This is a genomic window from Bradyrhizobium iriomotense (assembly GCF_030160715.1).
GTDB classification, from domain to species: Bacteria; Pseudomonadota; Alphaproteobacteria; order Rhizobiales; family Xanthobacteraceae; genus Bradyrhizobium; species Bradyrhizobium iriomotense.
Map to the genome: position 1 here is coordinate 46140 of NZ_BSOW01000009.1, position 15922 is coordinate 62061.

Sequence of the window (15922 nt, forward strand, 5' to 3'; positions counted from 1 at the left end):
GGAGATGCCGTAGGCCCCTCACATCATCCCGCTCTCTTCCTCTTCCGCTTGCTCGATCAGCTTCTCGTCCACCACCACATCGCGCCGCGGCACGACGAAGATCATGGTGGAGGCGCACAGCAGCGAGATCGCTGTTATCGCCGAGGTCAGCGGCAGCGTCGTTGCGGAGTGGCCGCCGAGATAGGCGCCGAATTGCGACACCAGCGCACCAATGCCCTGCTGCAGGAAGCCCATGGCGCCCGATGCGGTGCCGGCGGCCTCCGGGCGGACGCTGATCGCGCCGGCCGCGGAATTCGCCATCACGAAGGCGTTGCCGATCATCACGATCATCTGCGTGCCGAACAGCCAGGCCGGGGCTTCGTTCCAGCCCGTAAAACTCCAGACCAGGTTCAGCACGCTGCCGCTGAGCTGGAGCGCGAGCCCGAACCAGATCAGCCTTTCCAGCGAGTGCCGCGGCGCAAAGCGCACGCAGGCGAGATTGCCGACCAGATACGCAAAGCCGGTGGTCGCGAACCACGCGCCATATTCGGCGCTGCTGCGGCCCATCTGCGTCACCACGATATAGGGGCCGCCGCCGGCGAAGGTGAAGATGATCTGCGAGGCCAGCACCTGGCACAGCACATAGCCGACGAAGGCGCGGTTGCGGATGAGGCTGCCGACGTCACCACGAAAGCCGCTGCCGGCAGCGCGGGCGCGGCGCGTCTCGGGTAGCGCCAGCGCGATGCCGACGGCGATTGCGAGCGCGCCTCCCGTTATGGCGTAGAAGATCGCGCGCCAGCCGAACGCGGTCTCGATCAAGCCGCCGGTCAAAGGCGAGAGCATTTGCGCGATCATCATGACGGCGATGACGAGGCTGATCATCGCGCCGACGCGCTCGCGCTCGTAGAGATCGCGAATGATGGCGCGGCTCACCACCATGCCGGTGGCCCCGCCCAGCGCTTGGAAGAAGCGTGCGGCGATCAGTTGCGGCAGGTTGTCGGCGAAGATGCAGGCGATGCTCGCCGCGACCATCAGCGCGAGCCCCGCGAGCAGCACTGGTCGCCGTCCGAACCGGTCCGACAGCGGTCCCATGATGATCTGCGAGCAGGCGATGCCGACCATGTAGAGCGACACCGTCATCTGCGCGACGGAGATGTCGCGACCGAACGTCGTCGCCAGCACCGGCAGCGCCGGAACCAGCATGTAGAGCGAGATCGGCGCGACGCCGGTCATGGCGACGAGCAACATCAGCATCACGCGCGACGTCGCGAGGTTCTGTTGCGCCGAGAGCGTCGGCTTGCCCATCATGCCATGCATGGATCGACACTAGCCGCATCGTGCGCAAGCCGAATACGGATGTTTCGGCATACGGCCATGCGTGATGCCGGCACCGCAAATCTACCGTCACCAGACACGGCGTCGCCGCCACAAAGCAGGTGTCATCGTCCGGCTTGACCGGACGATCCAGTACGCTGCGGCGTCTCCGTATGCGACTGCTGTCTCTGGAATACTGGATTCCCCGCTTTCGCGGGGAATGACAGGGAGGCTGCAGTGAGACTTGCGCTGAACGCGACGGAGCTATGCGCTATTTCAGCTCCGCCGTCGCCTCGTCGAGCCACGCCTTGGTGGCCTCATCGAGTGCGGGCCGCACTTCCGCTCTGACACGGGCGTGGTAGGCGTTCAGCCAGTCGAGCTCGTCCCTGCTCAGCATCACCACCTCGATCAGCCGGCGGTCGATCGGGGCGAGCGTCAGCGTCTCGAAGGCGTTCATCGGCTTCTCGGCGCCGGCGATGTCGGCGGCAACGACCAGCTCGAGATTCTCGATCCGGATGCCAAAACCGTCGGTCTTGTAGTAGCCGGGCTCGTTGGACAGGATCATGCCGCGCTTGAGCGGCGTGGTGCCGAGCTTCGAAATGCGCGCCGGCCCTTCATGCACGGAGAGATAGCTGCCGACGCCGTGGCCGGTGCCGTGCTCGAAATCGACACCGGCGGCCCAGAGATATTGTCGGGCCAGCGTATCGAGCTGCGCGCCGGTGGTGCCGTCGGGAAAGACCGCGCGCGCGATCGCGATATGGCCGCGCAGCACGCGGGTGAAGCGGTCGCGCATCTCCGCGGTGGGCTCGCCGATGGCCATGGTGCGCGTGACGTCGGTGGTGCCGTCCTCATACTGCGCGCCGGAATCGATCAGCAGCAGATCGCCGCGCGCGATGCGGCGGTTGCTCTTGCGGGTGACACGGTAATGCACGATGGCGCCGTTCGGGCCCGTTCCGGAAATGGTCGGGAACGACACGTCCCTCAAGGCACCGGTGTCGCGCCGGAAGGTCTCCAGCGCCTCCACCGCGTCGATCTCGGTGAGCTTGCCCGAGGGCGCCTCGCGATCGATGAAGGCGAGGAAACGCGCCAGCGCCACCGCGTCGCGGCGGTGTGCGGTCTTCGTCCCTGAGATCTCGGTGGCGTTCTTGACCGCCTTCAGCAGCGTCACCGGATCGGCGCCGCGCAGCGGCTTGCCGCCACCGCTCGTGATCAGCCGGCTGAGCGCGTCGGCGGCGGTCGCATTGTCCAGCGCGATCGCAGCGCCGCTCTTGGCGAGCGCCATCAGCGTCGGCGTCAGTGCATCGGGCTCGCGCACGTCGGCGGACTGCTCGAGATGGTCGCGCGTCAGGTTGGAGAGTTTGCGGTGGTCGATGAACACGGTCGGCCGGCCGTCCTTCGGCACCAGGGCGTAGGACAGCGGCAACGGCGTGTGTGCGACGTCACCACCGCGGATGTTGAAGGTCCAGGCCACCGCATGGCTGTCGGACAGCACCAGCGCATCGGCGCCGAGCTTGCCGATGTCGCTGCGGATCTGCGTGAGCTTCTCCGTCTCCGCGATCCCCGCATATTGCAGGGCGTGAACCATGACCGGCGCGATTGGCGCAGGTGGCCGGTCATGCCAGACGGCGTCGATCGGGTTCGAGTCGACCGCCACCAGCTCGGCGCCGGCCTTGGCGCAGGCGGCGGACAGGCGCTCGGCTGCTGCAAAAGTGTGCAGCCACGGGTCAAATCCTAGGCGGTCGCCGGACTTCAGATGGGCGGACAGCCAGCTTTCCGGCGGCGGCTCGATCAGGGATTCCACCGCCCAGGCCTTGGCATCGACCTGCTTGGCCGCTTGCAGCGTATAGCGGCCGTCGACGAACACCGCCGCCTCTTGCGGCAGCACGACCGCCAGTCCCGCCGAGCCGGTGAAGCCGGTGAGCCAGGCCAGACGCTCCTCCGATGGCGCCACATATTCATTCTGCTGCTGGTCGGCGCGCGGAACGACGAAGCCGGTGAGCTTGCGGCGGGCGAGTTCTTCGCGAAGCGCCGCAAGCCGCGCGCTCAATGCGACGCCGGCTTCGGGCTCCTCGAATGTCTGGAAGTGAGCTTCGAACATGCTGTGTCTATCTTAGGGTGATGGGGATTGCTCCGCAATGTGGACGCAATCGTTAGTCATTGGCATAGACTGTGCTTGCGAAGTTCCATTCGCGTCGAGTGGAGTAAAGGATGCGGCTTCCGCGCTTCGTCCGGATGACAGGGCAAAAAGAGCAAGTGGTTCATCTCAACGGCGAGGGGACACACGATGCCTGCGTTTACGTTTGAAAAGATATCGCCTCCGCTCCGCCGCGGATCGTCCTCACCCGAGCCAGAGAAACCGCGCGGTGTTCTCTACCAGATGATCGACCGTTTCGCCGAGCGCCGCGCCAAGCGGATGTTGCGCGAGAAGCACGAGCCGATTCGCCACGACGACAAGCCGGTGGAATAGCGCCGCATTGTCGGCAGCGTAGGGTGGGTTACGCTTCGCTAACCCACCCACAGCAGTTCAACCCATCTTCCGCAGCAACAGGCTGCTCCAGCCCTCGATCCGCAAGTGCCGAACGGGCACGAGGCCGCGCGCGCGGTAGGCGGCGATCACGGCGGGGGCCTGGGGCGTCAGAAGCCCGGAGAGGATGACCTGCGCGCCGGGCGCAAGATGCCGTGTCATGGGGCCCGCCAATTGCCGCAGCGGATTGGCGAGGATGTTGGCCAGCACCAGGTCGAACGGGGCCCATCTGCCAAAATCGGGCGCGGCAAAGCCGGTGGCGCGGATCGCATGCACGTTGTGGCCGGCCTCGTTTAGCACCGCATTCTCACGGGCGACGCACACCGAGGGCGGGTCGATGTCGCTCGCCAGCACCGCGCGATGCAGCGCCTTGGCCGCCGCGATCGCCAGCACGCCGGTCCCGGTGCCGAGGTCGAGCACGCGCTTCGGCCGGGAACCTTTCAAAACATGGTTAAGCAACAGTAGGCAGCCACGCGTCGTGCCGTGATGGCCGGTGCCGAAGGCGAGTGCCGCCTCGATCTCGATGGCGAGCTTGTTCGGCGGCACGCGGTCGCGATCATGACTGCCATGCACGACGAAGCGTCCTGCCGGCACGGGCACCAGATCCGCAAGGCTCGCCTTGACCCAATCCTTGGCCTCGACGCTGTCGAACACCAGCGTGTCCGCGATCTGGCTGCCTGCCGTTTCAGTGATGATTCCCTTAAGGAAATCCTGATCCGGCGCATCCGCGAAGTGCAGCGTGACGTCCCAGCGCCCGTCCGGCTGCTCGAACGCGGCGACCGCCGCGTCGCCATCGAAAAAGATCTCGGTCAGGACATCGACGACGCGTTTGGCGGCGGCCTCGTCGCCGATCGCAAAGCTGGCGCGGTGGGTGGGGGAAGGGGGCATTTGCTTCAGATCTGCTCGCTCAGTTCGGTCCAATTTTATGAGTTTTCGCCTCGCATCATTCTCAAAACTTGTGGTTCCCTTGTTTATTCAACTTTAGGTTCCGCTCCGTAGATTACCGGATGTTGGGTGCAGCCAACGCAACTGGAAATTGGAGGCATAATCTTGAAGCGCATGGTTCAAAAGTTTTGGTCCGATGAGTCCGGCGCCACCGCGATCGAATACGGTCTGATCGCAGCCGGCATCGCCCTGGCGATCATTACCGTGGTCAACAACCTGGGCACCAGCCTGAATGACAAGTTCGGTTCAATTAGCAGCTCCTTGAAGTAATTTCCGCCTCCCTTTTTCCGGGCGGGGGCTATTTCATTGAAGACAACGACCGACGCCCGCGGGGGAAAGCCCCTTGCGGGCGAAGTCGTTTTGGCGTGTGGCTCGCAGGATTCCCCTGCTTTAACCCAGGGTTTGTCCACCGGCTCGTCCACAGCGATATCCCGAATTTGCCCCCAGGATATCCCCGGCTTGGTCCCCAAGATTCCCCCGCGATTTTCGCGCGACCTTTCCCCACGCGCCGGGCAGGCCCGAGCACAGGCTATCCACACGCTTATCCACGGCCTGCGAACAGCGAGCGGTGATCCCTCAGGATCGCCCGGGCGGCATTGTGGCCGGGGGCGCCGGTGACGCCGCCGCCGGGATGGGCGCCGGAGCCGCAGTGATAGAGGCCCTTCAGCGGTCCGCGATAGTCGGCATGTCCGAGCATCGGGCGTGCCGAGAACAATTGGTTCAGCGTCAGTGCGCCGTGAAAAATATCGCCGCCGAGCAGGCCGAATTGCCGCTCGAGATCGAGCGGGGAGAGGATCTGGCGGCCGAGCACGCTCGCCGCAAAGCCAGGTGCGTAGTTGTCCACCGTCGCGATCATGAGGTCGGCGACCTCCTCGCGGTGGTTGTCCCATGATCTGCCCTCGGGGAGCTCCGGCGCGGCGTGCTGGCAGAACAGGCTGGCGACGTGCTTGCCGTCGGGCGCTAGCGTGTCGTCGAGCGTCGAAGGGATCAGCATCTCCACCACCGGCTCACGGCTCCAGCCATGCGCGCGCGCATCGAGATAAGCGCGATCCATATAGGCCAGGCTCGGTGCGATGATGATGCCGGAGGTCAGATGATCGCCCTCGCCGGGGAGCGCCGCGAAGGACGGCAGGCGGTCGAGCGCGACGTTCATGCGGAAGGTGCCGGAGCCGTTCTTCCAGTGCCGGATGCGGGCGAGGAAGTCGGCGGGCAGGGCGTCCGCAGCGACGAGGCGCGTGTAGAGCAGCTTTGGATTGACGTTCGACGCAACGTATTTTGCGCGGATGCTCTCGCCGCTCTCGAGCACGACGCCCACAGCGCGATCGCGCTCGACGATCACCTCGCGCACGCCGGCATTGGTTTGAATCGCAACGCCTCGGTCGCGCGCGGTGCGCGCCATCGCCTGCGTGATCGCGCCCATGCCGCCGATGGCGTGGCCCCAGACGCCCTTCTTGCCGTTCACCTCGCCGAAGGCGTGGTGCAGCATTACGTAGGCCGAACCTGCCGCATAAGGGCTCGCATAATTGCCGACGATGGCATCGAAGCCGAACAGCGCCCTGACGAGATCGTGCTCGAACCGCTCGTCCAGCATCTCGCCGGCTGAACGCGTGAAAAGGTCGAGCAGGCTACGGCTCTGCTCCAGCGTGAGCTTGCGCAGGATGTTGGCGCTTTGCAGCGCGTTGACGCTCTCGCGGATCGCAGCCTGACCGAAGCCGTCGAGCAGATTCGGCGGCGCACGCAGCACGAACTGGCGCAGCACGTCGGCGATCGCCTCGAGCTCGCGCGAAAAGCCGTCGAGGGCCTCGGCATCATGCGCGCTGAACCGCGCCACGGACTCTTTCGTTCGCCCCTCACCCGTGAGGAGATAGCTGCCATCGGGAGCGGGCAGAAAATTCTGCGCACGCCGCTCGACGATGCGCAGGCCTTGCTCGACAAGCTTGAGATCGCTGATGACCTGCGGATTGAGCAGGCTCACCGTATAGGCCGCGACCGAATTCCTGAAACCGGGGTGGAACTCCTCGGTCACCGCGGCTCCGCCCACCACCTTGCGCCGCTCGACCACCGTCACCCGCAGCCCCGCCATCGCGAGATAGGCCGCGCAGGTGAGGCCGTTGTGGCCTGCGCCGATGATGACGACGTCGGTTTCGGTCATGAAAGCTTCAACATTGTCCATTGTCGCCGCAGAGGCGGTGCCGGAAATGACGCCTGTATATCAGGCATTCCCTGGCGCGACAGTCCCACCATTTATTGCCCGTTCATGCGCCTTGTGCTCCATTGCGCGCGCCCGGCGACCGCCGGGGTTTTGCCGGAGCTTTCATGGATTCGATCGTGCCTCCCGCCGTCACCGAGCAGCCGTCCGCCTCGCGCAACCGGCTGGTGCTGACGGTCTACACCGCCGCGATCTTCGTCAGCGCGCTGCTGCTGTTCTCGGTGCAGCCGCTGTTCACGAAAATGGTGCTGCCGCGGCTCGGCGGCTCGCCCGCGGTGTGGTCGGTGGCGATGGTGTTCTTCCAGTCGCTGCTGCTCGCGGGCTATGCCTATGCGCACTTCCTGATGCAGATCAGGAACCGCGCGATTCCGGTCGCCATCCATCTCGTGCTGCTGGTGGTCGCGTTGCTGACGCTGCCGCTGGGAATCGCGCATTCCTTCGGCGAGCCGCCGACCTCGGGCTATGCGTTCTGGCTGCTCGGCCTGTTCGCGGTGTCGATCGGGCTGCCGTTCTTCGCGCTCGCCGCCAACAATCCGCTGTTGCAGGCCTGGTTCGTCCGCACCGGCCACCCTGATGGTCCCGATCCCTATTTCCTCTACTCCGCTTCCAACATCGGCAGCTTCCTCGCGCTGTTGTCCTATCCGGTGCTGCTGGAGCCGGTGTTCACGCTGCGGACCCAGAATTGGCTCTGGACCGGCGGTTACGGTCTCTTGATCCTGCTGATCGCGGCCTGCGGCGTGCTGCTGCTGCGTTCGCCGGCACTGGCGGTGGCCGATGCGCGAACCGAAGACACCGATGCGCCGGCACCGAGCCTCGTGACGCGCGCGCGCTGGATCTTCCTCGCCGCCGTGCCGTCGGGCCTCCTGATCGCGGTGACCGCGCATATCTCGACCGACGTCGCCGCCGCGCCGCTTTTGTGGGTGCTGCCGTTGTCGCTGTATCTGTTGACCTGGGTGCTGGTGTTCCAGTCGCGTCCATTACTGCCGCACAAATGGATGCTGATGCTCCAGCCGCTTGCGATCGCGGGCGTCATCTTCCTTCTCGCCTTTGGCGGCGAGCAGAACCTGCTGCTGACGCTCGGCGGCCACCAGCTGTGCTTCTTCGTCATCGCCATGGCCTGCCACGGCGAGCTGGCGCGCACCCGGCCTGCCGCGAAATATCTCACCGGCTTCTACGTCGCGTTGTCGTTCGGCGGCATGGTCGGCGGCCTGTTCGCAGGCCTCGTCGCGCCATTCACCTTCTCCTGGATCGCGGAATATCCGATCCTGATCGCGCTCGCCGCGCTATGCCGGCCATCGGCAGGCGAGCGGCTTGCTCCCGTCATGAAGTGGTACTGGCTCGCGCTCGCCGCGCTGGCGCTCGCGCTGGTGGCGCCGTCCTACTCGACCGGCGAGGTCACGACCTGGTTCGAGGATCACCGCGTCTGGATCGCCGGCGCCGTCGGCCTGCTCGCAGCGCTTCTGGCGCTCGCGCTCAATGCCAACCGCTGGAAGATCTTTGCGACGATCGCGCTCGCGCTGACGCTGACCCGCGTCTATCCGGCCGATGAAGGCCGCGTCGAGACGGTGCGCAGCTTCTTCGGCGTGCACAAGATCGTGGTGACGCCCGGCGGCTATTTCCACGTGCTGATGCACGGCACCACGATCCATGGCGCCGAGCGCTTCCTCAACAATGACGGCACGCCGGTCGCGGGGCGGCCCGAGCCGATCACCTACTACCACAAGGACGGCGGCATCGGTCAGGCCATCACCGCTCTGCGCGAGCGCAAGGGCGCGCCGCTGAAGGTCGCCGCCATCGGGGTCGGCTCCGGCACGCTTGCCTGCGCCGCCGAGCCGGGCGAAAGCTGGAAGTTCTTCGAGATCGACCAGACCATGGTCGATACCGCGAGCGATCCGAAGTATTTCCGCTACATCTCGAGCTGCGCGCCGGGCCTGAAGCCGGTCATCGGCGATGCGCGGCTGACCTTCGCCAAGGAGCCCGACGGCATCTATGACCTCATCATCGTCGATGCCTATTCGTCCGACGCGATCCCGATCCATCTCGCCACTGAAGAGGCGATGAAGATCTACAAGGACAAGCTCGCCCCGCACGGCGCGGTCGTGATGCACATCTCCAACCGCCATCTCGATCTCGAGCCGGTCGTGGTCGGCATCGCCGATGCCAACGATCTCAAGAGCTGGGTCTACAACGAGGATTCCGGCCGCGACGCCGACTACATCTTCTCGACCGACGTCGTCGTCTCCGCGCGCGAGGAAGCCGATGTCGGCAAGCTCGCCTCCTCCAAGCAATGGGAGGAGACCGAGGCCGACGACAGGGTGCGGGTCTGGACCGACGATTACTCCAACATCATCGGCGCGCTGTATCGGCGTCTGCGGGATGGGGAGTAGAAAGTTCGTAGCCCGGATGAGCGAAGCGACATCCGGGTCGCCTGCACATTTACGCCGCACCGGCCCCGGATATCGCTTCGCTCATCCGGGCTACGGGACCTTGCGCGAGCGGAGAGGCTACGGACTGACCGGTGTCCCCGCGGGCAGTGCGATGCCCTTGTCGCCGGCGACCTGCCGCAACAAATCGGGGCGATCGGAGATGATGCCGTCGACGCCGATCTCGATCATCCGCGCCATGTCGTCCGCCTTGTTGACGGTCCAGACCACGACTCGCAAGCCGAGCTCGTGAGCTTCCTTGACCAGCGCCGCAGTCACGTCGCCGAAATAGGGGGACCAGATCGCGCCGCCGGCCGCCTTGATCGTGCGCGGCAGCGAGCCGCCGTGATCGGCCGGATTGAAGCCCGCCGTCCAGTCGGTGGCCCGGTCGAGTGCGTTGGTCGGCGCCGAGCCGCGCTGCAGCGTCAGATAGACGGTCGGAAGTTTCGGCGCCTGCTTTTGGACCAGGAGCAGCGTCCGCCAGTCGAAGGACTGGATCATGACGCGGTCTGAAAACCCCGCGGCGTCGATGACGCCGAGGAGCCGCGCCACAAAGGCTTGCGGATCCGGTGACTCGTCCGGATGGTTCGGATCGATCTTGGTTTCGATGTTGAAGCGCACGCGGGTGTTGCCGGATTTTTCGACCAGCGCGAACACTTCTTTCAGCGTCGGAATCCGCGTCCCCTCCACCGCGCGCTGCTCGGGGAATTGCTTGGCGTAGGGGCTGTCGGGGCGGATCTGGCCGACGTCATACGTCCTGACCTCGTCGAGCCGCAGTTTGACGAACGGCGTGCCGGGCGCGGCGACATAACCGCCTGCGGCGTCGCGCGCGAGATCCGGATTGAGGCCGCGCTCATGCGACACGACCACCTCGCCGTCCGCGGTGACGCCGACGTCGAGCTCCAGCGTATCGACGCCCATGGACAGTGCGTTGGCGAAGGCGGGCAGGGTGTTTTCCGGCAGCAGCGCGCGCCCGCCGCGATGCGCTTCGAGATCGAAGGCAGAATCGAGAGCCATGGCCTCTCCCGTGACGATAAGGCTGAGAGCACCCAGAAGTGTCGCGAGACGCAATGACATCATGAACCGGGACAGGCAAGAGGACCACGGCCTCGGCCGCGGATCGACCAATAGACGGCATCGATGATGCCGTCTACCCGGCAGGAGCCGGCCGCAGCATTGGAGCGTGGAGGAAGACGGGCGCGTTCAATTGCCGGGCACGGCGGCTGCCAGCTGGTCGATGGTGGGATGCGGCTTCGACAGGCGCGGCATGTTGAGCGGGCTGTCGTCCTCGCCGAGGTCGTTCAGGAAGTCATGGACGGCGCCTTCGATGAAACTCTTGACCCGGTCCGAGCCGCGGTCGCTGAGCTCATTGTGCTGGAATTCGGTCTTGACCACCTGGATGCCGACCCTGGCGCAGGTCTCGTCGTCGGGAACGACGCCGGGATCGGTCTTGAATTGCGGATCCTTCGAGCGGAACGACAGGATCTTGACCTTGCCGTCGGTGACGAACGGCACGCGCAGATTGTCGAGCGTGACGACTTTCTTGACCATGTCGGGATGCAGCTTGGCGAAATACATCGAGATGTCGCCGCCGTTGGAATGTCCGACCAGGGTCAGATGCTTGTAGTCGGCGTTCGGATAGAGCTGCTTCAGCTGCTCGATCGCGAACAGGATGTTGAAGATGCCGCGATTGTATTGAATACGCCGCCCGACATATTCCTCGCCGACTTTGGTGACCATGGGATCGTCGGTGTCAAGGTCGTGTTGGATGCTGACGACCATGTAGCCGCGTGCCGCAAACGTGTTGGTGAGGAATGAATACTCGGTATGCTTGACAGTGTTGCCGTGGCTGAGGATCACGACCGGCAGCTCGATCATTTCGGCCATCGCTTCCATCTCGCGGTCTCGGCGGATGGAGACCTCCACGGTCACATTGCGGTCGCCGCGCAGGATGTCGGACAGGGCAACGGTCGTGTGATGGATCGCCCATTTGCCGGCGACAAAATATGTGAAGCCCACCAACGCCGCAACTGAGACGAAAACGGCAATGCCGCGTTTCATGACAATCTCCGCATCATGTCATCGAAATCATGTGGGCCGGCGGGCCGCCGTGCGTGCCCCGCTGGCGGCCGCGGCGCAAAGCTTTCCACCCGGAAATTCATGCTCAATAAAGCGGCTCAGACTATTGCAGGGTTTTTACGCTCAGATGACCCGTGGTCGTTTCGTGCCGTCGGGAATGGAGTTCTCGCGCAAATGTGAGGGGATTGGGCCACTTCGGGAGTTCGCCAGGCCCATGGCGCGGCGCTGTCGCAGATGGCGGCGCGGTTCGGCGTCGGCAATGACGCCATCGCGGTGCTGGTGCGACGGCAGCAGGACCTGAAGGTGGCGCTCGACACGCATGCGATTACCGTGCTGCCCTCAGTGGCGAGCCTTCGCGCGCTGCGCAGCTTTGCGAAGGACCCGCGCGCCTCGAAGCCATTCATCGGGTTCGGTGATCCCCGTGGATCCCGCAATCTGGGCGCCGTTCGTGCTGGTCGGCGAAGGAGGTTGAGCGCAAGACAAGCGTCGGTTCACGCCTGCGCCGTTGGACGAACGACGATGTCGCCGACGTCGACATCCCGTGGCTGCTCGATCGCGAACGCAATGGCCCTGGCTATCGCATCGGGCCCGATCGCTACTTCGTCCATCGTGGCGGCGATCTTCGCTTTGACCTCGGGGTCGGTCATTGATGACGCGAACTCGGTCTTTACGAAGCCAGGTGAAATGCCGGTGACGCGCAGCTTGTCGCCCGCCTCGAGCCGCAGACCTTCCGAAATCGTGCGGACGGCGTTCTTCGTGGCTGCATAGACGGCCATACTGGGTGCGATCCTGAGGCCGGCAGTCGAGATCACCGTCACGAAGTGACCGAAGCCCTGCCGACGGAAAACGGGAAGCGCTGCGGCGATGCCGTAGAGAAATCCCCTGAGGTTGACGTCGATCATCCTGTCCCAATCGTCCACACGCAGATCGTCCAGCGGAGAGATGGGGCCAATGCCGGCATTGCCGACGAGGACGTCGATCTTGCCGTATCTCTCGCATCCAAGCCCGACCAGCGTGGCGAGGTCGCTGCGGCGCGTGACGTCCGTCGGAGAATAGACGGCCTCTCCACCGCGGCCGACAATGTCGTCGGCGAGGCATTTCAGCCGCTCCTCTCTGCGCGCTCCCAGGACGAGTTTCGCACCGCGCTCGGCGAGCAGGCGTGCGCTCGCGGCACCGATGCCGCTGCTCGCTCCCGTGATCGCAATGACCTTTCCATCTATTCCCGACACACTGGTCTCCTTCGGTCGCCGCTACACTCAGCGGTCAAAGCATTGCATCGCCGATCTGGATGATCTATGCGAACGACGCCCGGATTTCGTCGCGATCGTCCAAAACTGTGACTGACACCCTGTCCGACATTTTCGCCGTCCTTGACGTCCGGAGCGCGCGGTGCACGCGGTTCGAGGCGGGTGGCGAGTGGGCGTTCCGGTTTCCCGCCAAGCCGGCCCTGAAGTTTGCCGCCGTTCTGCGTGGGGAGTGCTGGATCGCGCTGTCCGGAGAGAGCCCGTACCGTCTTGTGGCTGGCGACACGTTTCTCTTGGCCGAGGCGCCCGAATACGTGCTGGCAAGCGATCCGCAGCTTGCGCCTCTAAATGGGCTTGCGTCCTTCGACTGGGAGCATTCGGACGTCGGCCATTATGGCGGATCGGACACCGTTCTGCTGGCCGGTAGCTTCGTCTTCGAGGCGCTCCATGTTCGGCTCCTGCTCGATGCTCTCCCGCGTTTCATGCTGATTCCGGAGGCGGACCCGGCCGCGACCGTCTTGCGCGGCCTGCTCGAAATCCTCGACCACGAAATACGAGCCGGGCAAATCGGCGTTTCCCTGGTGACGCGACGCATTGCCGACGTTCTCCTGGTCCAGGTGCTCCGCGGCTATGTCGCGCGGCACGGCGGCGTCGGCTGGATCGGCGCTGCAGCCGATCCGCAGATCGGGGCTGCTCTCAATCTCATGCATGGTGAAATCACACGGCGCTGGACCGTCAGCGACCTTGCGCGCGCCGTCGGCATGTCGAGGTCCGCTTTCGCGCTCGATTTCCGGGAGAAGGTCGGCTCTTCTCCGCTCGATTATCTGTTTCGGTGGCGCATGCAGGTCGCGCGCGATGCCCTGCGCCGAGGCGAGACGATCGCGGCCATTGCGGCCAAGGTCGGTTATGCCTCGGAAAGCGCTTTCAGCAACGCGTTCAAGCGCGCCCATGGCGAGGCACCAAAGCGGTACGGGTTGACGGCGGCCGCAGAACGGCGACAGTGACGGCGGGGGGATAGAACCGGGAACGATCAGATGCTGCGTTTTTTCATCGCGATCATGGCGGCTCTCATGCTCGGACAATCTGCTTGCGCCGAGGATGTCCTCGGCGGTGCCAGCCTCTATGCGGACGTGGCGCGCTACGCCTCCTTCGGCCTGCACCGTTTCGGCTCGTCCGGCGATCGCGCTACCACAGATTGGATCGCTGGCGAGTTGAAGGCTGCCGGTTTCGAGGTGAGCTTTCAGCCGGTCGTGCTGGGCCGGCAATATGTCGTCGAGCACGCCACTGCCGAGGCCGGCGGAGCGACGGTCGAGGCGACGCCGTTCTGGTGGCCGCCGGAGGACAAGGCCAGTTTCCATCTCTCCGCCCCGCTCGCGCGCGAGGGCGATGTCACGGGCAAGATCCTCTGGATCGAGCTGCCATTCGACCGGAGTGCCTATCTCGGGCCCGCGCATCGGGCGGCGATCGCGCAGGCCGCGGCAAAAGGGCCTGCGGCGATCCTCTTGATGATAGGCAATCCCGCCGACGAGCGCTTCGCCTACAACGTCGTGCAGGAGAGCCAGCCCTGGCCGGTGCCTGTCATGGTGGTGGCCGGCAACAAGAAGCACGCGTTCGAACGCGCGCTGGCGTCAGGGGCGTCCGTTACGTTCGATGTCGCCGGCCACTATGATCACGATGTCGCCGGCCGGAACGTCGTCGCCAAGCTCGGCGCCGGCAGCGGGCCGACGATCGTCGTCTCCACGCCAATGACCGGCTGGTACAGTTGCGTGTGCGAACGCGGGCCCGGCATTGCCAATTTCCTCGCGCTCGCGCGCACCGCCGCAGCTGAGAAGTGGCCGGCCAGTTTCGTCTTCGTCGCCACCGTCGGTCATGAGATCGGCCATGGCGGCATGGAGCTGTTCCTGAAGCAGGGTGCGCCGCCGCCGCAGGATACGCTCGCCTGGGTGCATTTCGGCTCGTCGAATGCCTGCTATGGCTTTGCCGACGGGATGCGAACCGACCGGGTTGAAGAGGAGCGCGCTTTGGTGCTGAGCAAATCGGCCGTACCGCTCACCGACGAAGCCTTCGCATCCATTGCGGTGAAGCGGCTGGTCGCGGAGAAGGAAGCGATCGGGGAGTTGCGCGACGTGCACGCGGCGGGCTATCGAAACTTCCTCGGCATGGCCGGTCGCCATCGCACCTTCCACACGCCGCAGGACGATCTCGCCGCGACCGGCCCCGAGATCCTCGAGCCGGTCGCGCGCGCCTTTGTGGACGCCGTGCACAAGATGATCGTGCAGGGTGAGGGCGCGTTCAGATAGCGGCCCGCCGTTTCAGCCGTCAGTTCTGATAGTAATAGGTGCGCGGCTGATAGTACTGGCGGGGCTGCTGATAATAGTAGCCCTGCTGGCCGTAGCTCGGATCGTACGTCTGATACTGTTGCTGCGGCTGATAGACCTGCGCACCATAGACCTGGCGCGAGCCGCGCGGCGCCGGATAGCGTGCGCCGGTATCGCTGCCGTCGGCCGGATAGATATAGCCGTCGTCCTGCGGCATGACGCGGCGACCGAGTTGCGCCTGCGGCGTCAAGTCGACGGGCTCGCCGGCCGCGCCGTACTGGTCGCCGTTCGGCTGCGCCGCGCGCGCCACCGCGTTGGGGCCGCGGCCGCGCGGATTGCGCATCAGGGCCACCTGCGCCGAGCCGGTCAGCATCACCGTGGTGTTGAGCACGCCCTGTTCCTGCACCAGCGCGTAGAGCGTCGAGGCGTTCTCGCGCGACAGCCGCACACAGCCGTGGGACGCCGGCGTGCCGAGCCGGCCGACCGAGTCGGTGCCATGGATCGCATGCCCGATCTTGGTGAAGAAGATCGAGTGCGGCATCGGCGCGTCGTCGAATTCCTTGGAGTAGTGATCCTCTTCCATGCGGAAGGCGCGGAAGCTGCCATTCGGCGTCTCGCGGGAGGGGATGCCGGTGGAGACCGGCCAGTGATAGCGCGCGACGCCGTCGACCGCGACGGTCATCCGCTGATTGTCCTTGTCGATGGTGATGTCGACCTTGGCTTGCGCGGTGCTCGCGCTGAAAAGCAATAATGAGGTGATTGCAACAAGTAAGGTACGCATTTTACTCCTGGCCTCCGGCCTGTTCGCGCAAGCGCCGCGGCTCTCCGTCCCCCTGGCACGTACTATGCCCGCAATCAGGTTTCGGTTCCAGTGGCCTGCTCCGGCG

General features: G+C 65.1%; 13 protein-coding genes. 4 read left to right on the forward strand and 9 right to left on the reverse strand.

The genetic code is table 11. The features are described 5' to 3' along the window. Positions 1–18: 18 nt before the first annotated feature. The 3 genes from QQL28_RS14490 to QQL28_RS14505 all read right to left on the reverse strand — a co-directional run bounded on the left by QQL28_RS14490 (position 19) and on the right by QQL28_RS14505 (position 4705). A complete protein-coding gene (locus tag QQL28_RS14490; protein ID WP_284266261.1) occupies positions 19–1296 on the reverse strand; it encodes a multidrug effflux MFS transporter in 1278 nt (425 codons plus the stop codon). Between the two features lie 268 nt (positions 1297–1564). Next, entirely contained in the window at positions 1565–3391 is a 1827-nt protein-coding gene (locus tag QQL28_RS14495; protein ID WP_284266263.1) for an aminopeptidase P family protein, read from the reverse strand. Between the two features lie 426 nt (positions 3392–3817). Continuing rightward, positions 3818–4705, reverse strand: a complete 888-nt coding sequence (locus QQL28_RS14505) for a 50S ribosomal protein L11 methyltransferase (RefSeq protein WP_284266268.1) — start codon at positions 4703–4705, stop codon at positions 3818–3820. A 171-nt stretch (positions 4706–4876) separates the two neighbouring features. On the opposite strand from QQL28_RS14505, the gene QQL28_RS14510 reads away from it, so the two are divergent. Beyond that, positions 4877–5032 (forward strand): Flp family type IVb pilin, encoded by a 156-nt coding sequence (locus QQL28_RS14510; RefSeq protein WP_431309607.1) that lies wholly within the window; start codon positions 4877–4879, stop codon positions 5030–5032. A gap of 271 nt (positions 5033–5303) precedes the next feature. On the opposite strand, the gene QQL28_RS14515 is transcribed toward QQL28_RS14510, so the two are convergent. Continuing rightward, positions 5304–6935, reverse strand: a complete 1632-nt coding sequence (locus tag QQL28_RS14515) for a phytoene desaturase family protein (RefSeq protein WP_284266271.1) — start codon at positions 6933–6935, stop codon at positions 5304–5306. A 143-nt stretch (positions 6936–7078) separates the two neighbouring features. Between QQL28_RS14515 and QQL28_RS14520 the strand changes: the two genes are divergently transcribed. After that, complete coding sequence (locus tag QQL28_RS14520; protein WP_284266273.1) at positions 7079–9358, forward strand: spermidine synthase; 2280 nt, start codon at positions 7079–7081, stop codon at positions 9356–9358. A gap of 117 nt (positions 9359–9475) precedes the next feature. On the opposite strand, the gene QQL28_RS14525 is transcribed toward QQL28_RS14520, so the two are convergent. The 4 genes from QQL28_RS14525 to QQL28_RS14540 form a co-directional block, all read right to left on the reverse strand. Further along, entirely contained in the window at positions 9476–10411 is a 936-nt protein-coding gene (locus QQL28_RS14525) for a glycerophosphodiester phosphodiesterase (RefSeq protein ID WP_284266276.1), read from the reverse strand. Between the two features lie 186 nt (positions 10412–10597). Then, positions 10598–11455: an alpha/beta hydrolase gene (locus QQL28_RS14530; protein WP_284266278.1), complete on the reverse strand. Its 858-nt coding sequence runs from the start codon at positions 11453–11455 to the stop codon at positions 10598–10600. A gap of 141 nt (positions 11456–11596) precedes the next feature. Continuing rightward, positions 11597–11794, reverse strand: a complete 198-nt coding sequence (locus QQL28_RS14535; RefSeq protein ID WP_284266280.1) for a hypothetical protein — start codon at positions 11792–11794, stop codon at positions 11597–11599. Between the two features lie 170 nt (positions 11795–11964). After that, the gene (locus QQL28_RS14540) at positions 11965–12702 is read right to left on the reverse strand and encodes an SDR family oxidoreductase (protein ID WP_284266282.1); all 738 of its coding nucleotides are present in this window, start codon (positions 12700–12702) and stop codon (positions 11965–11967) included. A gap of 107 nt (positions 12703–12809) precedes the next feature. On the opposite strand from QQL28_RS14540, the gene QQL28_RS14545 reads away from it, so the two are divergent. Then, on the forward strand, positions 12810–13721 hold the full coding sequence (locus QQL28_RS14545; protein ID WP_284266284.1) for an AraC family transcriptional regulator: 912 nt from the start codon (positions 12810–12812) through the stop codon (positions 13719–13721). 30 nt (positions 13722–13751) lie between these two features. Then, positions 13752–15017 (forward strand): hypothetical protein, encoded by a 1266-nt coding sequence (locus tag QQL28_RS14550; RefSeq protein ID WP_284266286.1) that lies wholly within the window; start codon positions 13752–13754, stop codon positions 15015–15017. 19 nt (positions 15018–15036) lie between these two features. Here the strand turns inward: QQL28_RS14550 and QQL28_RS14555 are convergent, their stop codons facing one another. Then, entirely contained in the window at positions 15037–15816 is a 780-nt protein-coding gene (locus tag QQL28_RS14555) for a L,D-transpeptidase (protein WP_284266288.1), read from the reverse strand. Positions 15817–15922: the final 106 nt, after the last annotated feature.

Excerpts from the sequence above, each read along its gene's own strand:
- QQL28_RS14490 (WP_284266261.1), bottom strand. The coding sequence starts at position 1,296 with ATGCATGGCATGATGGGCAAGCCGACGCTCTCGGCGCAACAGAACCTC.
- QQL28_RS14495 (WP_284266263.1), bottom strand. The coding sequence starts at position 3,391 with ATGTTCGAAGCTCACTTCCAGACATTCGAGGAGCCCGAAGCCGGCGTC.
- QQL28_RS14505 (WP_284266268.1), bottom strand. The coding sequence starts at position 4,705 with ATGCCCCCTTCCCCCACCCACCGCGCCAGCTTTGCGATCGGCGACGAG.
- QQL28_RS14510 (WP_431309607.1), top strand. The coding sequence starts at position 4,877 with ATGGTTCAAAAGTTTTGGTCCGATGAGTCCGGCGCCACCGCGATCGAA.
- QQL28_RS14515 (WP_284266271.1), bottom strand. The coding sequence starts at position 6,935 with ATGGACAATGTTGAAGCTTTCATGACCGAAACCGACGTCGTCATCATC.
- QQL28_RS14520 (WP_284266273.1), top strand. The coding sequence starts at position 7,079 with ATGGATTCGATCGTGCCTCCCGCCGTCACCGAGCAGCCGTCCGCCTCG.
- QQL28_RS14525 (WP_284266276.1), bottom strand. The coding sequence starts at position 10,411 with ATGGCTCTCGATTCTGCCTTCGATCTCGAAGCGCATCGCGGCGGGCGC.
- QQL28_RS14530 (WP_284266278.1), bottom strand. The coding sequence starts at position 11,455 with ATGAAACGCGGCATTGCCGTTTTCGTCTCAGTTGCGGCGTTGGTGGGC.
- QQL28_RS14535 (WP_284266280.1), bottom strand. The coding sequence starts at position 11,794 with ATGCGTGTCGAGCGCCACCTTCAGGTCCTGCTGCCGTCGCACCAGCAC.
- QQL28_RS14550 (WP_284266286.1), top strand. The coding sequence starts at position 13,752 with ATGCTGCGTTTTTTCATCGCGATCATGGCGGCTCTCATGCTCGGACAA.
- QQL28_RS14555 (WP_284266288.1), bottom strand. The coding sequence starts at position 15,816 with ATGCGTACCTTACTTGTTGCAATCACCTCATTATTGCTTTTCAGCGCG.